The organism is Parapedobacter tibetensis (assembly GCF_024704835.1).
GTDB classification, from domain to species: Bacteria; Bacteroidota; Bacteroidia; order Sphingobacteriales; family Sphingobacteriaceae; genus Parapedobacter; species Parapedobacter tibetensis.
The window spans coordinates 54,294-71,263 of sequence record NZ_JAMXBE010000012.1; the positions used below are offsets into that span (position 1 = coordinate 54,294).

Below are 16,970 nucleotides of genomic sequence, written 5' to 3' on the forward strand. Positions count from 1 at the left end.
TGTATTCGACTAGATCTACCTCACTTTAATTTATGAGAACTAAACCATTTTTGACGTTGAATCGCTAATAAATCTTTCAGATATTGATCCCTCTCAAGAAAAAATACCGTACAAAAGTATAAAATCCCGCACAGAGGTATACCTAGTGCCAATATAATAAAAGCATTGGTGCTTACTATCCGGCAAGCCATTGCTATCAAACTAAAAAGAATGGCAACATAAAATACCTTAAACATGAATTTCCCCCACGTCAAATCTATTCTAAAAAATCGCTTAACAAAGAGAACGGAAATCACGGTAATGACCAATTCCGTGACTAAATTTGCGATAGCTGCACCCACCGCTTGATAATGAGGCACCAGCAATATATTCAAAACAAGACAGCATCCCCCTCCCACCACTACGGCAAATAAATATTGCTTTTCCTTCTTTGCAGGAATTAATATCTGAAAAGCAAAGAAATGGGCTAAGCCAATAATTAATACTAATGGAGACAATATTTTCATAGGAAGAATCGATTCTCCAAATGCCGGGCCACTAATAAGCCAAATAAACTCATCAGCAAAGACAAACAACCCCAAAAATGCTGGAATTGCCAGCATATTGATATACCAAAAGGATTTCTCAGCCAGATATTGGACTTCTTCTTGGTTATTTTGACTCATTGCAATGGATAATCTTGGCAACAAAACCACCCCTAAGGCAGTAATGATGGGAATGATAACCTTGCTTATCTTGACAGCTGCAGAATAGTATCCAACGCTTGCGTCATTGGCCAACAAACCCAATAAAATTGTATCAAGTACCGTATAAATGCTTATAGCAAATAGGACTCCGAAATTAAGCATAATAGGCCGAACGTGTTGATATATCCTTAGTCCATGGAACGAGAAAACAACATGTTTCTTTAGCATCCAAACATTCCAAAGTTGGTTGCCCAAAAACGACGACACTGCAATAGATAAATAAATCCACAAATCCGCTTTGGTTTTCACAAACAGAAAAAGGCCTATTAGCGATAGAATTTTCACAATCATAGACCTCAAGGAAATTTGCTTAAATTGCTCTAATCCCGAATAGAACCAATCAGTATTCATGAAACTGAGAAAAACCAATAGCCCCACTAATAAAAAAGAAGGATATTCAATAGTAAATGGCTGATAATTGAAAACAACCAGCAAATAAACAAACGATATGAGTACAGATGATAGGATATTTATTATGAAAATTTCCAGAAAAGTCTTTGATAAGGATAATCTATTATGTCTCGCCTTAGCTATTTCCCTTATTCCGTACAAAGGGATTCCCAAAGAGGCCAGTACCACGAAATATTGCGCAAAGCTAAGCAGGAATTGCGCCTTCCCTACTCCATCAGGCATTAGTATTCTACTGATATAGGGAAAGCTCACTAAAGGTGTAACGGTATTAAAAATATTAACCAATACATTGTAAAAGTAATTTCTTTTAATATCGCTCATTTACTTCTAAACTGTGAGTTATTCTATCTTACAGATTGATAAAAATCGGTTAAAGCTAATATGATTATATCGGTAAAGCAAACACTACTATCAATTAATCCATAAGTATAGAATATTCACAAGAAATCCATATTATTGAAGAACAAGAAGAAATTTATCAGTTTCACGAGAACATCACAAAATTAATCCGCATAATAAATGAGTAATGACAAAATATGTAACAAAAAACCATTAAGCTTATCGCGTGTTTAATTTATTAACACTCCCATTTATCTATTATTTTTCAACATGAGCAATACACTAATCACTGACAAATCCTACATCAACGGCAAATGGATCAAAGGGACGCAATCCTTCGATGTTATCAACCCGGCCACGCACAAAGTGATTGCCTCAGTAGCGGATCTCACCGTGGCTGATTGCCGTAAGGCGATAGATCATGCGTACGCCGCCTGGCCGGGCTGGCGAGATCTTGAGGCATTCAAACGAAGCAATCTCATCATGGAATGGTTCAGGCGCATCATGGATGCAAAGAATGAATTAGCCCATATCATGACGCTTGAAAGCGGAAAACCCTTAGCCGAAAGTCTAAAGGAAGTGGACTACGGCGCATCTTTCGTGGAGTGGTTTGCCGAAGAAGCGAAACGCGCCTATGGTGAAACCATACCTGCTCCTAAAATGGGGCAGCGTCTGCTCACCATCCGTCAAGCTGTTGGCGTAGTTTCGGCCATCACGCCATGGAACTTTCCCTTGGCCATGATTACCCGCAAAGTAGCCCCTGCATTGGCTGCAGGCTGCACGGTGGTGCTTCGCCCTGCCTCACAAACCCCACTCACAGCATTGGCCTTGGCCCTTATGGCGCATCAATCCGGATTTCCTCCAGGGGTTTTCAATGTCATTACCGGTAAGGACAGCAAGGGTATCGGACAGGAATTGGCCACCAACGACAAAATCCGAAAAATATCATTCACCGGCTCCACCGAGGTGGGTAGATCCCTGATGCAACAGGCGGCAGGGACCATCAAGAAGGTTTCCTTGGAGCTAGGAGGTAATGCCCCCTTCCTTGTCTTTGACGATGCCGACATTGATGCAGCCGTGAAAGGGGCTATCATAGGCAAGTTCCGAAATTCTGGACAAACCTGTGTGTCCGTCAATCGCTTTTTGGTACAGGATGGGATATTCGACGCCTTTGCCAAGAAGCTTACAACTGCCGTGAAGAAACTCAACGTAGGCAACGGCCTCGATGATGGTGTCCAGGTAGGGCCACTCATTAATCAGGATGGGGTGGACAAAGTAAAAGCGCATGTAACAGATGCCCTTGATAGGGGTGCGAAGCTGCTAACTGGTGGCAAGGCAAAATCGGGCTTTTTCTACCAGCCCACCGTTTTGGCCGATGTAGACGTAAAGGCGCTAGTCGCACAAGAAGAAACGTTCGGCCCTGTATGCGCCTTATTCCGTTTCAAAAAGGAGGAAGAAGGTATCGCTATGGCCAATGACACGGAGTTCGGCTTAGCGGCTTATTTTTATAGCAACGGGGTGAATCGATGTTGGCGTGTAGCTGAACAAATCGAAGCCGGGATGGTGGGCATCAACACCGGACTGCTCTCCAATGCTGTGGCACCCTTTGGCGGTATCAAGCAATCCGGTATGGGGCGCGAAGGATCAAAGCATGGGCTCGATGAATACACTGAATTGAAATACCTTTGTTTTGAGTAGTTTATTTGAGTAGGCGAATAATTCTGTTAATATATTATCAGCTAAATTTAAGAAAATATCCGGTTAGCTGTCTATCCCAAAGGTATATAAACACCCATATGGTTGCTCACGGAAACCATACAGGAACTGGCGGGCACCGTTTAGGCTCCAATGGTCACCACATGGGTTGACGATGAATCCCATATCGGGCCTATTGGCCACCGTTTAGAGGCTAATAACCACCATATGGTTTTTGGTTGAACCCCGTATCGGATCTGTTGGCCACCGTATAGGGGCTAACAGCCACCGCACGGTTTGCAGTGAACACCATCCCGGGTCTATTGGCCATCGTCAAGGGGCTAATAGCCCCCCAATAGTTTGCAGTAGACACCATGTCGGGGTCTATTGGCCACCGTATAGGGGCTGACAGCCCACCGCACGGTTTACAGTGAACACCATGCCGGGTCTATTGGCCACCGTTCAGGGGCTGACAGCCCACTGCACGGTTTACAGTGAACACTATACCGGGTCTATTGGCCACCGTATAGGGGCTAATAGCCACCATATGGCTTGCAATGAATCCCATATCGGGCCTATTGCCCACCGTTTAGGGGCTAATAGCCATCCCATGGTTTTTGGTGAACCCCATATCGGGTCTACTGGCTATCAAACGGTGTCCGTGGAATCCTAAATGGGGTTTGAAGGTTTTATGATGAACCCATTCGTGCTGTTTTATTTAATTCAGGTTTTTCCGCCCCCTAAATTTCTTGTACAACTTCACAGCCATCATCAAGGTCAGGGCAAACAGCAACAGCCCAAGCACCCCATATATCCAATTAATGGCGCTTTTGAGCACCACGGTAAAGACGATCGCGAACAACAATAGGGTAGCCAGTTCGTTCCACATGCGCAAACGCGTTGATGACCACACAGACGCTTCACGTTTAAGCCGGAACATGATCCGCTGGCAGACGAAATGGTAGGCAATCAGGCCCAGCACAAAAGCCAGCTTCACGTGCATCCAACCTGCCTGAAGTAGCGTCGGCGCGATATAGAGCATGACCAAACCCGCAATCACCGTGAGATACATGGAAGGCGTGGTGATAATCCACCACAACCTACTTTCCATCACCATGAATTGGCGGTGCAAGACTTGGTATTCCACCACCGCCCGCCGCCTAGCCTCGCTATGGTAGATGAATAGCCGTACCATATAAAACAATCCGGCCATCCACGTGATGACGAAGATAATGTGTATAGCTTTGGCATAAAGATAAACCATTTATCGGCTTGATAGAAAATCTAAAATCGTAACTCTAAAATCTAAAATCCTTCACCACCTCAATCGCATATTTCACGTTATCAAACGGGATATCAGGCATGATCCCATGCCCCAGGTTAAAAATGAAACCATCTTGCCCGCGCATACGTTCAAACAAATGCAGTATTTTTTCCTTGATTACTTTTTTGTCGGCATATAATACAAACGGATCCAAATTGCCCTGTACAGCCACCCCTTGCGGCAAGTTGTCTTTGACATTCCTCAAATCCGCATTCCAGTCTACAGACACCACATCCGGTTTGGCTTCGGCCATCAATGGGGCGAACACCGAACTTCCCTTGCAAAAGGAAATCACGGGCACACCCTTGCGATTAAGCTTGGAAATGATCTGCGCATTGTATTGGTGTGAGAACGTTCTATAATCGTCCCAAGACAAGGCCTGTGCCCAACTATCGAATAACTGTAAGGCATCCACTCCCGCCGCTATCTGCAAATTGAGGTAGCCGACGGTGACATCTGCAATCTTTTGGAGAATAAAATGGGCAAGTTCAGGCTCATTATGGAGCAATAGCTTCGTGCGCTTGAAATCTTTGGATGATCCTCCCTCTACCAAGTAACTCAGCACCGTAAATGGAGCGCCCGCAAAGCCTACCAATGGAATGCTCCCTTGCAATCGTTGCTGGACAACTTTAATCGCATCACCCACATAATGCAGGTTTTCTACCACGTCGGTTTGCAATGCCTCCGCATCAGCCATATTCCGAATGGGGTTTGCAAAACGAGGCCCTACACCTTGTTCAAAGCTCAGTTGCCCTCCCATTGCCTCGGCAGTCACCAAAATATCCGAAAACAGAATGGCGGCGTCTACCCCCAGCAAATCCACGGGAAGCATCGTCACATCAGCCGCGATTTCAGGGGTTTTACACATTTCAAGGAAAGAATATCTATTCTTGATATCCCAGTATTCCTTCATGAAACGCCCAGCCTGACGCATCATCCATACGGGCGGGCGTTCGGTCTGCTGCGAAAATGCCGCGTTTATCAATAAGTTGTTCTGTAGTTGCTTAGTCACTGTTCGTCTTTGGGTATTTCGTTTTCTATTCTATTGATTATCTGCGCTATACGGGAGGTCACTTCCAAATTACGCGCAACGGCTATGTAACCTCTTACCCGTTCGAAATCTCTCTTTCGCAGGTTGATATTGGCCAAGTTTACCAAAATAATAGCCTTGTCATTGGGTCGCCGGAAGGGCAATAGTGAAGCGATTTGGAAATGTCGCTCCGCGGCCTCGTAATCTTCTTCCTTCAACGCCAGATTCCCACTCATAAATTCATAGTAATTACGTCGCCTCTTACGCAAATATTTGGGGTTTTTGATATCCGTCAATAACCGTTTTGCCTTTTCAAAATCCTTGCGTTGGAAAGCCTGTGTGGCAATGAATACGGTTCCTTCACGAAAATGGCTCCATACCAAATATCCCATCCCCCCTGCAATCATTACGGCTACCTCATAGGCTTGGGCATATACAGCCCAAAGCGACAAAATAAATGCAAGCACCAATACCACGGCGCGTGCCTTTGAAGTCATCATGGTTACTGTGGGTTGTCCGTGAATTTATAACCTACACCACGGATGGAGTGGAAATATACCGGATGTTTTTGATCGGGTTCGAAGTATTTTCTGAATGTCAGGATAAAATTATCGATGGTCCGTGTGGAAGGATACACATCGTAATTCCATACGGTCTCCAAAATCTGCTCACGAGAAACGGCTTCATTTCGTCGCTCGATGAGCAATTTGAGCAACATCGTTTCCTTCTTGGTCAGTGAGGTCACCGTACCGTCAGCATGGTGTAATTCATAGGAGTTGAAGTAAATGGTTTTATCACCTATTTGGTAGGAATTGAGTTCCTTCAGATCGTCCCCTTTCATCCCCCTTCGCACCAATATCCCTACGCGTAGAATCAACTCCTCAAGGTTGAACGGCTTTACCAAATAATCATCGGCTCCTTTTTTGAGCCCAGTAATACGGTCTTCACTACTATTTTTGGCGGTAAGGAACATAATGGGCACTGCCGTATTTTGCAGGCGTATCGTTTCTGCCACTTGAAACCCATCGATTTCCGGAATCATGACGTCCAATATCACCAAGTTGAACCGCTCTTCTTTAAATACCTTCAAGGCTTTTTTGCCATCAGTGGCCGTGGATACCCGGTAACCTTCTAACTCTAGATTCAACTTAATCGCTTCCAAAAGGTGCTCTTCGTCCTCTACCAATAAAATCCGTTGCTTAGCTTGTTGCATAATAGTTGTTAAATATTACTTCAAAAATACTCCCTGATGGGGTATTATCTTTCACCTTTATTTGTGCGCGGTGTTTTTCCAAAACAGTCTTAACGATATATAAACCCAGACCAGTGCCCTTTGTTTTCCGTGTGTCTTCGTTGCCTATCCGGTAAAATTTATTAAATATACGCTTCTTGTCATCTTCATGAATCCCTATCCCATGGTCGGCCACTGAAAAGGAGACACTGCCATTATCCTCCGCTAGTTTTACAAATACATGAGCGCATGGGGGTGAATATTTGACGGCATTTTCAATCAAATTAGTCACGACATTGGTCAAGGCAAACCTATCGCCTTCAATATGGATATCGGGAGCCAGTTCAGTCTTAATGATTTGTGAGGTACACGAATGAATCTGCAGCCGTCCTGCAACATGTTGAACCAGTTCGGTCAAGTTGATATCTTCCTTGGGGAAATTGCGCCGTGCGTTTTCCAATTTAGTCGCAATCAACACATTCCCTACCAAATCATCCAAACGCTCAATGTCTTTGAGCGAATTGGAAAGGAATTGCGCTTGCTGCTCCTTGTTCAGGTTGCGTTTTAGGATGGTTTGGATAGCCAATTTAATGGAAGCAAGTGGCGACTTAAGTTCATGAGTAACAGCCAAAAGGAAATTTTGTTGCTGTTGTTGTATCTTGTGCTCACGCACGAACGCCTTTTTTAATTTGAGCGCCCCAACCACAAAGATGAGCATAAAAAATATGCCTTCACCAATGATCATCACTTTCCGGTGTGGCTGGGACTCAATGAGCAATACTCCCCACCAAACCAGTTGTGCAGTTGCATAAAAAACAAGAAAATAAAATAACACCAACGGTTTCCGCATACCAAACTCCTGAATAGCAACCACAAAAGTATCGATTTACAAGGATTAAAAGCAAATAATAGATGACAATATGACTGAGACGTGAGATTTTGATCGCTAATCGCTTTTTTTTGATTTTTCATTTCCCTTACTGTGAGTAAGAAAATAAGCGAAATGCATATATTTACTCCCTACTACCAGGGGTTTTTTAAAAGAATCGCAACCGCTGCCATGAGGCCTTTAAAGAACAAACTTTATGATGAAATAAACTGTAACCGCGATGAATACCATAGATTCTTTCATTTGCCAAATATTGGCAATCGTCATGCTTACTTTCACTTATCAGCTTAGTGCCCAAGAAGCCCTTACTCCTGTGCAAAAACATGGTTCCTTGCAAACTGCGGGCAATCGCATCATCAACCAATATGGGGTATCGCCGCAATTACGTGGCATCAGCTTCTCTTGGAGTATATGGGAGGGCAAGAAATATTACAATAATGATGTGGTCGATTGGTTGGTTGATGATTTCAAGGTTTCACTCATTCGGCAATCGATGGCTATTGAACCTAAGGAAGGCTATCTACAAAAACCCGAAGAGCAGACGGCACTGATGTGCAAAGTGGCAGACCGCGCTATCAAACTGGGTATTTATGTAATTATCGACTGGCACGACCACCATGCTGACAGAAACAGAGAACAAGCCAAGGCTTTCTTTACGCAAATGGCCCAACTATATGCCGGCACGCCGAATATCATCTACGAAATCTGGAACGAGCCCGAAAGACAAACATGGTCCGTCATCAAAGCATATGCACTGGAAGTCATCGAGGAAATTCGAAAATATGACCCCGACAACCTGATTGTCGTAGGCACCCCTCATTGGGATCAAGATGTAGACATAGCCGCACAAGACCCCATAACGGATTATACCAATATTGCTTACTCCCTTCACTTCTATGCTAGCGACCCCTATCATCAAGAAAATCTACGGCATAAGGCCAATACGGCTCTGGAGCTGGGGATTCCATTGTTTGTTACCGAATGGGGTGTCGGTGAGTCCGATGGAGATGGCATGTTTGACCGGGAGAAAACGGACAGCTGGATGACTTGGATGGAAGAACGGCAACTGAGCTGGGCAAATTGGAATCTAACAGACAAAAAGGAAACTACTGCCATCCTCCTTCCCGATGCGCCAACAATGGGCAATTGGGGCACGGGGCATTTGACTGAAGCCGGAACGTATATCCGTGAGCAGCTTAGAAAACTAAACGACAGATGAAAGACCGATAATTGCGAAGCAATCATGAACACCATTAAAGGTTAGCGTTAGTGAATAAACTTGCATATAAACGGCCGTTTATCTAAGTTTGTCCTATGCATAACACCCTCAAAAAGGACATTTTCTTTGATTTGGACCACACCATCTGGGATTTCGAAAAAAATGCGGAAGAAACATTGATGGAGCTGTTTGACACCTATCACTTCCATGGTATCGGCATTGGCGCTGCAGATGTATTCATTGAAACATACAACAGGAATAACCAGCGCCTATGGGCACTGTACCACCATGGCAAAATAAACAAATCCGAATTGCGGGAGGCCCGTTTTGCGGATACGTTCATCGAATTGGGTGTAGATCCCAAATTATTTCCAATAGCTTTTGAAACGGATTATTTGCGGTTATGTCCACAAAAGACTAATCTATTTCCCTACGCGCATGAAACACTTGGCTATTTGCAGGAAAAATATACCCTGCATCTTATCTCGAACGGCTTTGGCGATGCAGCCGAGATCAAGATGACCCGATGTGATCTGAAAAAATATTTCGCTACGATCGTGATTTCCGAGACGGTGGGTGTTCATAAACCTCATCCCCAAATTTTCCATTATGCCATCGCTAATGCCAAAACGGAGATTCCCCAGAGTGTGATGGTAGGTGATAGCCTAGAGGCAGATATCCGCGGAGCCCAGAATATAGGCATGGATGCGATTTATTTCAATCCCAATAAAGCCGAGATACCCTCGGATGTCAGGAAAAGTATATCGGCATTAGAAGAATTGAAATCTTTATTCTGAGGTTAGGTTGGCTATTAGACCAACCTAAAATTCTTCACCCCCATTGAAATCATCCATATCCTGCTTCCGGCGTTTATCCTTGTCCTGGAAATCTTGCTGCCCAAAGCGGTAATTGAATGACAACATGAACATTCTACGCATCCAGCGACTCTCAAAATAACGGTATACATTGTTTGAAACCGTATATCCGCCCCACCTACGCTGGTTAAGCAAATCCCGTACATTAAACATAATGCTTCCCTTTTTATTCAAAACATCCAGTTTCACACCCGCATCAACAACAAAGGTTTCGATACCCTTTCCCTGCGCCATGATACGGGGGGCCTGATAATCGAAACGTGCTTGGGCCGAAAGGGTCGATGTAAAACGGTAATTGGTTGTTGCATTTGCATTCCAACTGAATCCCTCGGATGGTGCTATCCCAAAAGCTTCACTACCTCTGAAACGGGTTTGAAAGGCGTTCACATTGGCCATAACATCCCATTTTTTGGAAAAATCAATCTTGGATATCAACTCAAACCCCGTGGCCTCATTGCGACTAATGTTTTGCCATTGCATCAACGTGACCCCCGTATTTTCATCGACCTCAATGATAATGGGTTGTACCACATCATTGACAATCCGGTGATAGATGGACGATGTAAGTATAAGTGAACTCCAGGTCTTGGTATATCCCAGTTCAAACGAATGAATGTCTTCAGGCAGGAGATTGGGGTTCCCTTGGCGGCGGTTCAAATTATCGGATACATCCACAAACGGATTGACCTGCCAACCCCTGGGCCTGCTTACCCTGCGTGTGTAACTCAATTGCAACTGATTTTCATTACCAAACTCCTGTGTTAAAAAAACACTGGGATAAATTCTGAAATAATCAAGTTTTCCTTCTATCTGCTGTTCATTTTCCGGAAGGCCGGGGGTAAGTAAGCCCAATTCCGTATCCAAATAAGCTTGCTCCGCCCGCAACCCGACTTGAAACCCAAGCTTATCAGTCAATTTATTCTGGTAATTGGTATAAAGGGCATGCACGGTGCTGGTCATGTCAAAATCATTACTCACGCTGTAATCGGGCAACAATCCTCCCCCAGTGGAGTCGGACTGGGAATATTGATAATCCTGGCTTGACCTAATGATGGAGCGGTATCCCGCTTCAAACTTATGATTTTCACTAAAAGGCCTCACATAATCCAATTGGAGGTTGAGATTTCGCCCATCTTCTTCCGTGTCATTAATCCGCATCCGCTCATATTCCCCCCCCGGAGGTTGGGAATAATCCTGATTAAACGTATTGATCCCCTCTTCGCTATCTTTGCCAAAAGCTACGTTAGCAATCAATTGCTCCCCGTCATTACGTAAGCTACGCCTTATATCAAGGTTAAGGTCAAAACCAAGGTCATCCTCATCCTGCCTTGACAACCGTGTGCTGGTACCCGATAAGGAAGAGTGGTTAAGATAATTATAAAATAAATCTTCATTCCGTTCATTACCCCGCAAGCTGAGGTTACCGGATAAGCCAATCACGGTTTTTTCTCCCCAATAATAGTCCAGCCCTAATTGCACACCATGGTTAAGCCCTAATCGTTCACTTTCACTCACATTATTTGTAAGGCTATTATTGGTCAATAATTCCGTATTATTCACCCCATTGCCCACCATATTCCGGCGGTTAAATGTATAGCTGCCAAAGTAGTTGAATTTTTCATCCCGGAAATTCAGGTTTAAGCCCGCCATATAATTATTATACGAGCCTCCTGAGGCATTGATTGCACCATTAAGTCCTGAGCGGGTATTTTTCTTGAGGATAATATCGATGATGCCCGACTGCCCCTCAGCATCGTACCTTGAAGACGGATTGGTTATTACTTCAATACGTTCAACAGAATTTGCCGGTAGCGATTGTAGAAACTGCGTGATATCACTACCCGCCATCGCCGACTCACGGCCATTGATCAGTATGCGCACGCTACTGGATCCACGTAAACTCACCGTTCCATCCATATCAACCTGTAGCGAAGGCACATTGGCAAGCAGATCCGTAGCCGTGCCCCCTACACTGATGGTGCTTTGCGCCACATTGAAAATTTTGCGGTCTATCCCTAATTGCATGGCGGGTGGAGTACCTTCAACCACCACCTCTTCCAGCAACTCGCCGGATGACTTCAATAAAATGCCGCCCAAATCTACATCCTTCCCCGCTTCGACGACAATATTTTCCTTTAGAAGGTCTTCATACCCTACATAAGTGACCCGCACCATGTATGTCCCTGGAGCGACATCAGTAAATAAGATTTTACCATCCGCTGCCGTTTGCATTCCGTTGATATAATTTTCTGAGTCTTGCTTCAATAAGGTTGCACTGGCAAAGCCCACTGGCTCCTTTGATGCCTCATCAATGACTACACCCGATACTTTTGCATTCCCCTCCTGTGCAGCCACACCTAAGGGTAAAATAAAAATAACGATTAAAAAAATCCATCCAATCCTTATGTTACGCGCAAAGTCCATTTTGTCTATCTAATAAAATAGTATCTGAATATTCTGCCACAAAGATTGTGCTTTTATCGTAACCATACACCTATAGTAACCGCATTATTACAGCTTGGGAACTGCTTCGATTACATTGTTACGTATGGGATCACCCCTACTCCACGCTCACCGTCAATCCTTCTGATTTGAGTATTTTTCGGTACACATCCACCTCGGTGTAGCTTCCTTCCAATACAGCGCATTTGCCATCCGTATGTACTTTCCATGCGATTTTTTCAGCTTCGGGTTCAGTGTATTGCAAATGTTTCATCAAACAACTAATCACATGCTCAAATGTGTTGGTATCATCATTCCAGAGAATAAGCTTGTGACTGGGCGTAATAGCGGACAATACTTCGTCCAGTGTAAAGGTTTCTTCTTGCGTTTCGATGGTCATAAAGACAAAATTACTTCTTTTTATAAAATTTCCGTACAATTGCATGTTATAAACCTATAAAAGATTGACATACATGTACCAATCAAAAATAGCTGGCATAGGGTATTACGTTCCCAAGAACGTCTATACCAATCACGATTTAACCCGTTTCATGGATACGAGTGATGAATGGATACAGGAGCGCACTGGCATACAGGAACGCCGTTTTGCGGATCGTTATGCGGAAACTACCACCACAATGGCCATCGAAGCCGCTAAAATAGCCATTGAGCGGGCGAAGACTACGGCTCAGGATATTGATTTCATCGTATTTGCCACATTAAGCCCCGATTATTATTTTCCAGGTTGTGGGGTATTGCTGCAACGTGAAATGGGTATGCATGAAATAGGTGCATTGGATGTACGTAACCAATGTTCGGGCTTTGTATACGCATTATCCGTGGCTGATCAGTTCATTAAAACGGGTATGTACAAAAACATTTTGGTAGTGGGAAGTGAAAAGCACTCATTTGCCATGGATTTTGAGACACGCAGCCGTAATATGTCGGTCATTTTCGGTGATGGCGCGGGTGCAGTTGTACTCCAACCTACTCAAGAAAAGGGAAAGGGCATCTTAAGCACCCATCTCCATAGCGATGGTGCCGATGCTGAAATATTGGCCATGTATTATCCCGGTGCTCATGCCAACAAATGGATGAAGGATAAACCGCCCTTCCCAGATCAGGAGTTGGGAGGGCTCTTTCTTACTACGGAACAATTGGAAAGTGGGGCCGCACTACCCTACATGGATGGGCCCGCCGTATTCAAAAAAGCGATCGTAAAATTTCCGGAAGTCATCAAGGAAGCATTATCGACACACAGTTTTACGGAACAAGATATTGATCTGCTCATACCTCATCAGGCTAATTTTCGCATCAGCCAATATGTGCAGAAGCTACTAGGCTTGGATGATAATCAAGTGTTCAATAATATCCAAAAATACGGAAATACCACCGCAGCATCGGTTCCGATTGCATTATGTGAGGCTTGGGAGGCGGGGAGAATTAAGGATGGTAATTTGATCTGCCTCGCTGCTTTTGGCTCAGGATTTACTTGGGCAAGTGCATTGATTAGGTGGTGATTTATTAAGCTATTGGCTGTCAGTTATCGGATGTCAGCCGTTTACCCCACCGAATCAAGCGCTTCAAAGGGAGAATTCTTGCTGAGAAATTCGGGGACAATCTCTTTCATTTTTCGAACCATACCACTGCTGTTTCTCCGTTCATTCAAAGCAAGCAATTCATAAATAATACGTTTTGCATGTTCATGGTCCACCGGATTGACCCGAGCGATGTTGATTTTGTCGTGATGGGTAGGCAGCACTTTTTCGCCATCACTCAGTAATTCTTCATACAGTTTTTCTCCGCTTCGTAGACCGGTATAAATGATTTCGATGTCCTTTTCTGGTTTGAGTCCCGCGAGTTGGATCATTTTTTTAGCCAAATCAACAATTTTCACAGGTTTACCCATATCAAACACATAAATTTCGCCACCATTGCCCATCGTACCCGCTTCCAATACTAGCTGCACAGCTTCGGGTATGGTCATAAAATACCGAGTGATTTCGGGGTGCGTTACCGTGATGGGGCCGCCTTTTTCAATTTGTGAACTGAAACGCGGTATCACGGACCCATTTGAACCCAACACATTGCCAAACCGGGTGGTGATGAAACGCGTCCCCTTCATCAATTTGCTCGTTCCAGTAGCTGCATCCACCAGTTGAATAGATTGTATTTCATCAAGGCTTTGCGTATAGATCTCGGCGATGCGCTTTGAAGCACCCATCACATTAGTCGGGTTTACTGCTTTATCCGTAGATATCATCACAAACTTCTTGGCGCCAAAAAGGATAGATAGATCTGCTATATTCTTTGTTCCGCCTATATTGGTGCTTACCGCTTCACCAGGGTTTTTCTCCATCATGGGCACATGCTTATACGCCGCGGCATGGTACACCAGTTCAGGCCGATAATCGTTGAATATTTGATGCATCCGTTCCAGGTTGCGAATATCCGCGATGGCTACAACCACATTGCTTTCTGGGAATTTTTCTTCGATTTCCAATTGGATTTCATGCATCGGCGACTCCGCTTGGTCACATAAGATAAGCATCTGGGGATCATAACGCAGTACCTGGCGCACGATTTCGGAACCAATGGATCCCGCGGCACCCGTGATCAGGATACGTTTACCACAAAGGTCATCGCAAATCTGGTCGTTATTGATCTTAATGGGCGCACGTTGTAGCAAATCCTCGATACGAAGGGTTTTTATTTGTTGCAATTTCAATCTTCCCGACGCCCATTCCGTAACTGGCGGAACGGTAAGCACCTTGATACCCAACCTTAAACAACGTTCTACGATGACCTTTTTATCCCGGTGGCCCAAATGATCCTTCACGAAAATCATCTGGTCTATCGAATACTTATCATTCAAGACGGCGAGATCCTTCACATGATAGACCTTCTTCCGTTCGATGTAGCTATTTAGCTTACTTCTGCCTGTATCGATAAAACCTATAATGATAAATTTGGATTCCGTGCTGTTTTCCAAGGCCTGTTTGGCCATGATGGCATTTTGATCCGCTCCATAAATCAATACCCTCACCGTGTCAACGTCACGTATCTTCCTCATTAACATGAAATAAACGCTTTTCACGACGATACGGAGCATGATGAGGAAAGATATCGCAATGAAAAAGTTAATCAGCATCACCAAAATCATTTCCGAGGCCGTAATCTCCAAAAGAGGTTTCAATACTAAATAAATGGCCACCATATAGGTTAACGTGGTGATGAGCATGGCTGAAAATATCTTCAGCATATCCCGTGTATCCGAATACCTAATCAATCCAGTATGTATCCGCATCAAAAAAAACACCGGCAATGCAATACCACTATATAAGGCCGTGCTTATAAAGAAATGACCTCGAATGATGTCATTGAAATTAAATTGATTAGCAATAAAATAAGATAAGGAAAAAGACCAAGTCAATATCAGTAAGTCCAGCAACAAAATTGCCCAGCGAGGTACAGTTTTGAAGCGAAGTATTAATTTTTTCATGTATGGGTTTTAATGTAGCTCTCCCATCCTGATTGGTTAACCGAAAACACCCCTCCTCTTGCTACAATATGTACAATAATAATGAATTATTGACCAATAATTCAACTCAGCACATCTCACACTCAATTACTCAATAACCCTGCCAAAGGCGCATTGAATCACCTTGTGGAGCTTATAACACAAAAGTACTACATTTGTTTGCTATACAGCAATACCTATTTTCAGGTATTTTTAATGGTTGCATATTTCTCTTCCAAAAATTGATACTCCGTGGCTGCAAAAAAAGGGGCCGTCAGGCCCCTTCATTATGCTATCATCTGATTGAAACTATCCATTGGATAATGCGGCCGCGCCACTTACGATTTCCGTAAGCTCAGTGGTAATAGCGGCTTGCCGAGCCTGATTATAGGATAATTTAAGTGCTTTCAATAACTCTCCTGCATTGTCGGTAGCCTTATCCATTGCTGTCATCCGCGCGCCATGCTCAGCAGCATGCGAATCCAGCACCGCCTTAAATAGCTGCGTCTTGATGGCTTTTGGAATCAATTCCTCAATGATTTTTTCTTTGGATGGTTCAATGATGTAATCCACTTCCGACTTTGGTTGGTCCAATCCTACTGTTGTAGGCAATAAAGGGAGCAGTTGTTCGGTGGTAAGGATTTGTACAGCTGCATTTTTGAACTGGTTGTATACCAACTCTACACGGTCATAGTCGCCATCCGAAAACCCCTTCATGATGGCCTCGGTAATCTTCGACGTGTTTTCGAAATTAAGCGCCATAAACAATTCGCTGTTATCACCTATTACACGGTACTTGCGCCTTTGGTAATAATCCTGGGCTCTTTTTCCAATGGCAATGATGCTTACATTTCCTGCCTTAAGCTGTTCACCGTACTTCTCGGCAATCAGCCGGTTGGCGGTCTTCATCGCATTCGCGTTGAACGCCCCAGCCAACCCTCTATTGGAGGCAATCACCACCACTAATACCTGGTTTGGCTTGCGGTCGACCGTGTATGGAGAAGCGCTACCTTCCACACTCGCAGAGACACTGGCCAAAATCTCCCTCAACTTGTTGGCATAGGGCCGCAATTGCACAATGGCATTCGTAGCACGCTTGAGTTTGGCGGCCGAAACCATTTTCATGGCCTTGGTAATCTGCTGTGTGGAGCTGACCGATGTGATCCGGTTCCTTACTTCTTTTAAGTTTGCCATATCTTAGATGTGAGATGTGAGATATGAGATGTGAGACATGGAAAATATCAGCAAA

At 44.1% G+C, this 16,970-nt stretch carries 16 protein-coding genes; 5 read left to right on the top strand and 11 right to left on the bottom strand.

Annotated elements, in window-relative coordinates; all coding sequences use genetic code 11:
* Window positions 1-20: 20 nt before the first annotated feature.
* Window positions 21-1,478, bottom strand: coding sequence for a flippase (locus NF543_RS17820; protein ID WP_257669534.1), 1,458 nt, complete (start codon window positions 1,476-1,478; stop codon window positions 21-23).
* A gap of 288 nt (window positions 1,479-1,766) precedes the next feature.
* Here NF543_RS17820 and NF543_RS17825 point away from each other — a divergent pair, with 288 nt between their 5' ends.
* Window positions 1,767-3,194, top strand: a complete 1,428-nt coding sequence (locus NF543_RS17825) for an NAD-dependent succinate-semialdehyde dehydrogenase (protein WP_257669535.1) — start codon at window positions 1,767-1,769, stop codon at window positions 3,192-3,194.
* Window positions 3,195-3,405: 211 nt separating this feature from the next.
* Here NF543_RS17825 and NF543_RS17830 read toward each other — a convergent pair whose 3' ends face one another.
* Window positions 3,406-3,567 (bottom strand): hypothetical protein, encoded by a 162-nt coding sequence (locus NF543_RS17830; RefSeq protein ID WP_257669536.1) that lies wholly within the window; start codon window positions 3,565-3,567, stop codon window positions 3,406-3,408.
* A gap of 63 nt (window positions 3,568-3,630) precedes the next feature.
* On the opposite strand from NF543_RS17830, the gene NF543_RS17835 reads away from it, so the two are divergent.
* A complete protein-coding gene (locus NF543_RS17835; protein WP_257669537.1) occupies window positions 3,631-3,864 on the top strand; it encodes a hypothetical protein in 234 nt (77 codons plus the stop codon).
* Window positions 3,865-3,909: 45 nt separating this feature from the next.
* On the opposite strand, the gene NF543_RS17840 is transcribed toward NF543_RS17835, so the two are convergent.
* The 5 genes from NF543_RS17840 to NF543_RS17860 are packed head-to-tail and all read right to left on the bottom strand — an operon-like array spanning window position 3,910 to window position 7,626.
* Window positions 3,910-4,455: a CopD family protein gene (locus NF543_RS17840; RefSeq protein WP_257669538.1), complete on the bottom strand. Its 546-nt coding sequence runs from the start codon at window positions 4,453-4,455 to the stop codon at window positions 3,910-3,912.
* A 34-nt stretch (window positions 4,456-4,489) separates the two neighbouring features.
* Window positions 4,490-5,527 (bottom strand): uroporphyrinogen decarboxylase, encoded by a 1,038-nt coding sequence (gene hemE / locus NF543_RS17845; protein ID WP_257669539.1) that lies wholly within the window; start codon window positions 5,525-5,527, stop codon window positions 4,490-4,492.
* The gene (locus NF543_RS17850) at window positions 5,524-6,045 is read right to left on the bottom strand and encodes a hypothetical protein (protein WP_257669540.1); all 522 of its coding nucleotides are present in this window, start codon (window positions 6,043-6,045) and stop codon (window positions 5,524-5,526) included. The genes hemE and NF543_RS17850 overlap by 4 nt, the downstream gene beginning before the upstream one ends.
* 2 nt (window positions 6,046-6,047) lie before the next feature.
* Window positions 6,048-6,758, bottom strand: a complete 711-nt coding sequence (locus NF543_RS17855; protein WP_257669541.1) for a response regulator transcription factor — start codon at window positions 6,756-6,758, stop codon at window positions 6,048-6,050.
* Window positions 6,745-7,626 (bottom strand): sensor histidine kinase, encoded by an 882-nt coding sequence (locus NF543_RS17860; protein WP_257669542.1) that lies wholly within the window; start codon window positions 7,624-7,626, stop codon window positions 6,745-6,747. The genes NF543_RS17855 and NF543_RS17860 overlap by 14 nt, the downstream gene beginning before the upstream one ends.
* Window positions 7,627-7,885: 259 nt before the next feature.
* On the opposite strand from NF543_RS17860, the gene NF543_RS17865 reads away from it, so the two are divergent.
* Both NF543_RS17865 and NF543_RS17870 read left to right on the top strand, forming a co-directional pair.
* On the top strand, window positions 7,886-8,884 hold the full coding sequence (locus tag NF543_RS17865; RefSeq protein ID WP_257669543.1) for a glycoside hydrolase family 5 protein: 999 nt from the start codon (window positions 7,886-7,888) through the stop codon (window positions 8,882-8,884).
* A 95-nt stretch (window positions 8,885-8,979) separates the two neighbouring features.
* On the top strand, window positions 8,980-9,681 hold the full coding sequence (locus NF543_RS17870; RefSeq protein WP_257669544.1) for a YjjG family noncanonical pyrimidine nucleotidase: 702 nt from the start codon (window positions 8,980-8,982) through the stop codon (window positions 9,679-9,681).
* 24 nt (window positions 9,682-9,705) lie between these two features.
* On the opposite strand, the gene NF543_RS17875 is transcribed toward NF543_RS17870, so the two are convergent.
* Together NF543_RS17875 and NF543_RS17880 are read right to left on the bottom strand one after the other, a co-directional pair.
* Window positions 9,706-12,183, bottom strand: a complete 2,478-nt coding sequence (locus tag NF543_RS17875) for a TonB-dependent receptor (protein ID WP_257669545.1) — start codon at window positions 12,181-12,183, stop codon at window positions 9,706-9,708.
* A gap of 136 nt (window positions 12,184-12,319) precedes the next feature.
* Window positions 12,320-12,601: an ATP-dependent Clp protease adaptor ClpS gene (locus tag NF543_RS17880; protein WP_257669546.1), complete on the bottom strand. Its 282-nt coding sequence runs from the start codon at window positions 12,599-12,601 to the stop codon at window positions 12,320-12,322.
* Between the two features lie 73 nt (window positions 12,602-12,674).
* Between NF543_RS17880 and NF543_RS17885 the strand changes: the two genes are divergently transcribed.
* Entirely contained in the window at window positions 12,675-13,721 is a 1,047-nt protein-coding gene (locus tag NF543_RS17885) for a 3-oxoacyl-ACP synthase III family protein (protein ID WP_257669547.1), read from the top strand.
* A gap of 41 nt (window positions 13,722-13,762) precedes the next feature.
* Here the strand turns inward: NF543_RS17885 and NF543_RS17890 are convergent, their stop codons facing one another.
* Entirely contained in the window at window positions 13,763-15,703 is a 1,941-nt protein-coding gene (locus NF543_RS17890; RefSeq protein ID WP_257669548.1) for a polysaccharide biosynthesis protein, read from the bottom strand.
* A 327-nt stretch (window positions 15,704-16,030) separates the two neighbouring features.
* Window positions 16,031-16,915: an ATP synthase F1 subunit gamma gene (gene atpG, locus NF543_RS17895; protein WP_257669549.1), complete on the bottom strand. Its 885-nt coding sequence runs from the start codon at window positions 16,913-16,915 to the stop codon at window positions 16,031-16,033.
* Between the last annotated feature and the right edge of the window lie 55 nt (window positions 16,916-16,970).

Bases quoted from the DNA above. Each gene is read 5' to 3' on its own strand.
- NF543_RS17820 (WP_257669534.1), bottom strand. From the start codon at position 1,478: ATGAGCGATATTAAAAGAAATTACTTTTACAATGTATTGGTTAATATT.
- NF543_RS17825 (WP_257669535.1), top strand. From the start codon at position 1,767: ATGAGCAATACACTAATCACTGACAAATCCTACATCAACGGCAAATGG.
- NF543_RS17830 (WP_257669536.1), bottom strand. From the start codon at position 3,567: ATGGTGTCTACTGCAAACTATTGGGGGGCTATTAGCCCCTTGACGATG.
- NF543_RS17835 (WP_257669537.1), top strand. From the start codon at position 3,631: ATGCCGGGTCTATTGGCCACCGTTCAGGGGCTGACAGCCCACTGCACG.
- NF543_RS17840 (WP_257669538.1), bottom strand. From the start codon at position 4,455: ATGGTTTATCTTTATGCCAAAGCTATACACATTATCTTCGTCATCACG.
- NF543_RS17850 (WP_257669540.1), bottom strand. From the start codon at position 6,045: ATGATGACTTCAAAGGCACGCGCCGTGGTATTGGTGCTTGCATTTATT.
- NF543_RS17855 (WP_257669541.1), bottom strand. From the start codon at position 6,758: ATGCAACAAGCTAAGCAACGGATTTTATTGGTAGAGGACGAAGAGCAC.
- NF543_RS17860 (WP_257669542.1), bottom strand. From the start codon at position 7,626: ATGCGGAAACCGTTGGTGTTATTTTATTTTCTTGTTTTTTATGCAACT.
- NF543_RS17865 (WP_257669543.1), top strand. From the start codon at position 7,886: ATGAATACCATAGATTCTTTCATTTGCCAAATATTGGCAATCGTCATG.
- NF543_RS17870 (WP_257669544.1), top strand. From the start codon at position 8,980: ATGCATAACACCCTCAAAAAGGACATTTTCTTTGATTTGGACCACACC.
- NF543_RS17875 (WP_257669545.1), bottom strand. From the start codon at position 12,183: ATGGACTTTGCGCGTAACATAAGGATTGGATGGATTTTTTTAATCGTT.
- NF543_RS17880 (WP_257669546.1), bottom strand. From the start codon at position 12,601: ATGACCATCGAAACGCAAGAAGAAACCTTTACACTGGACGAAGTATTG.
- NF543_RS17885 (WP_257669547.1), top strand. From the start codon at position 12,675: ATGTACCAATCAAAAATAGCTGGCATAGGGTATTACGTTCCCAAGAAC.
- NF543_RS17890 (WP_257669548.1), bottom strand. From the start codon at position 15,703: ATGAAAAAATTAATACTTCGCTTCAAAACTGTACCTCGCTGGGCAATT.
- atpG (WP_257669549.1), bottom strand. From the start codon at position 16,915: ATGGCAAACTTAAAAGAAGTAAGGAACCGGATCACATCGGTCAGCTCC.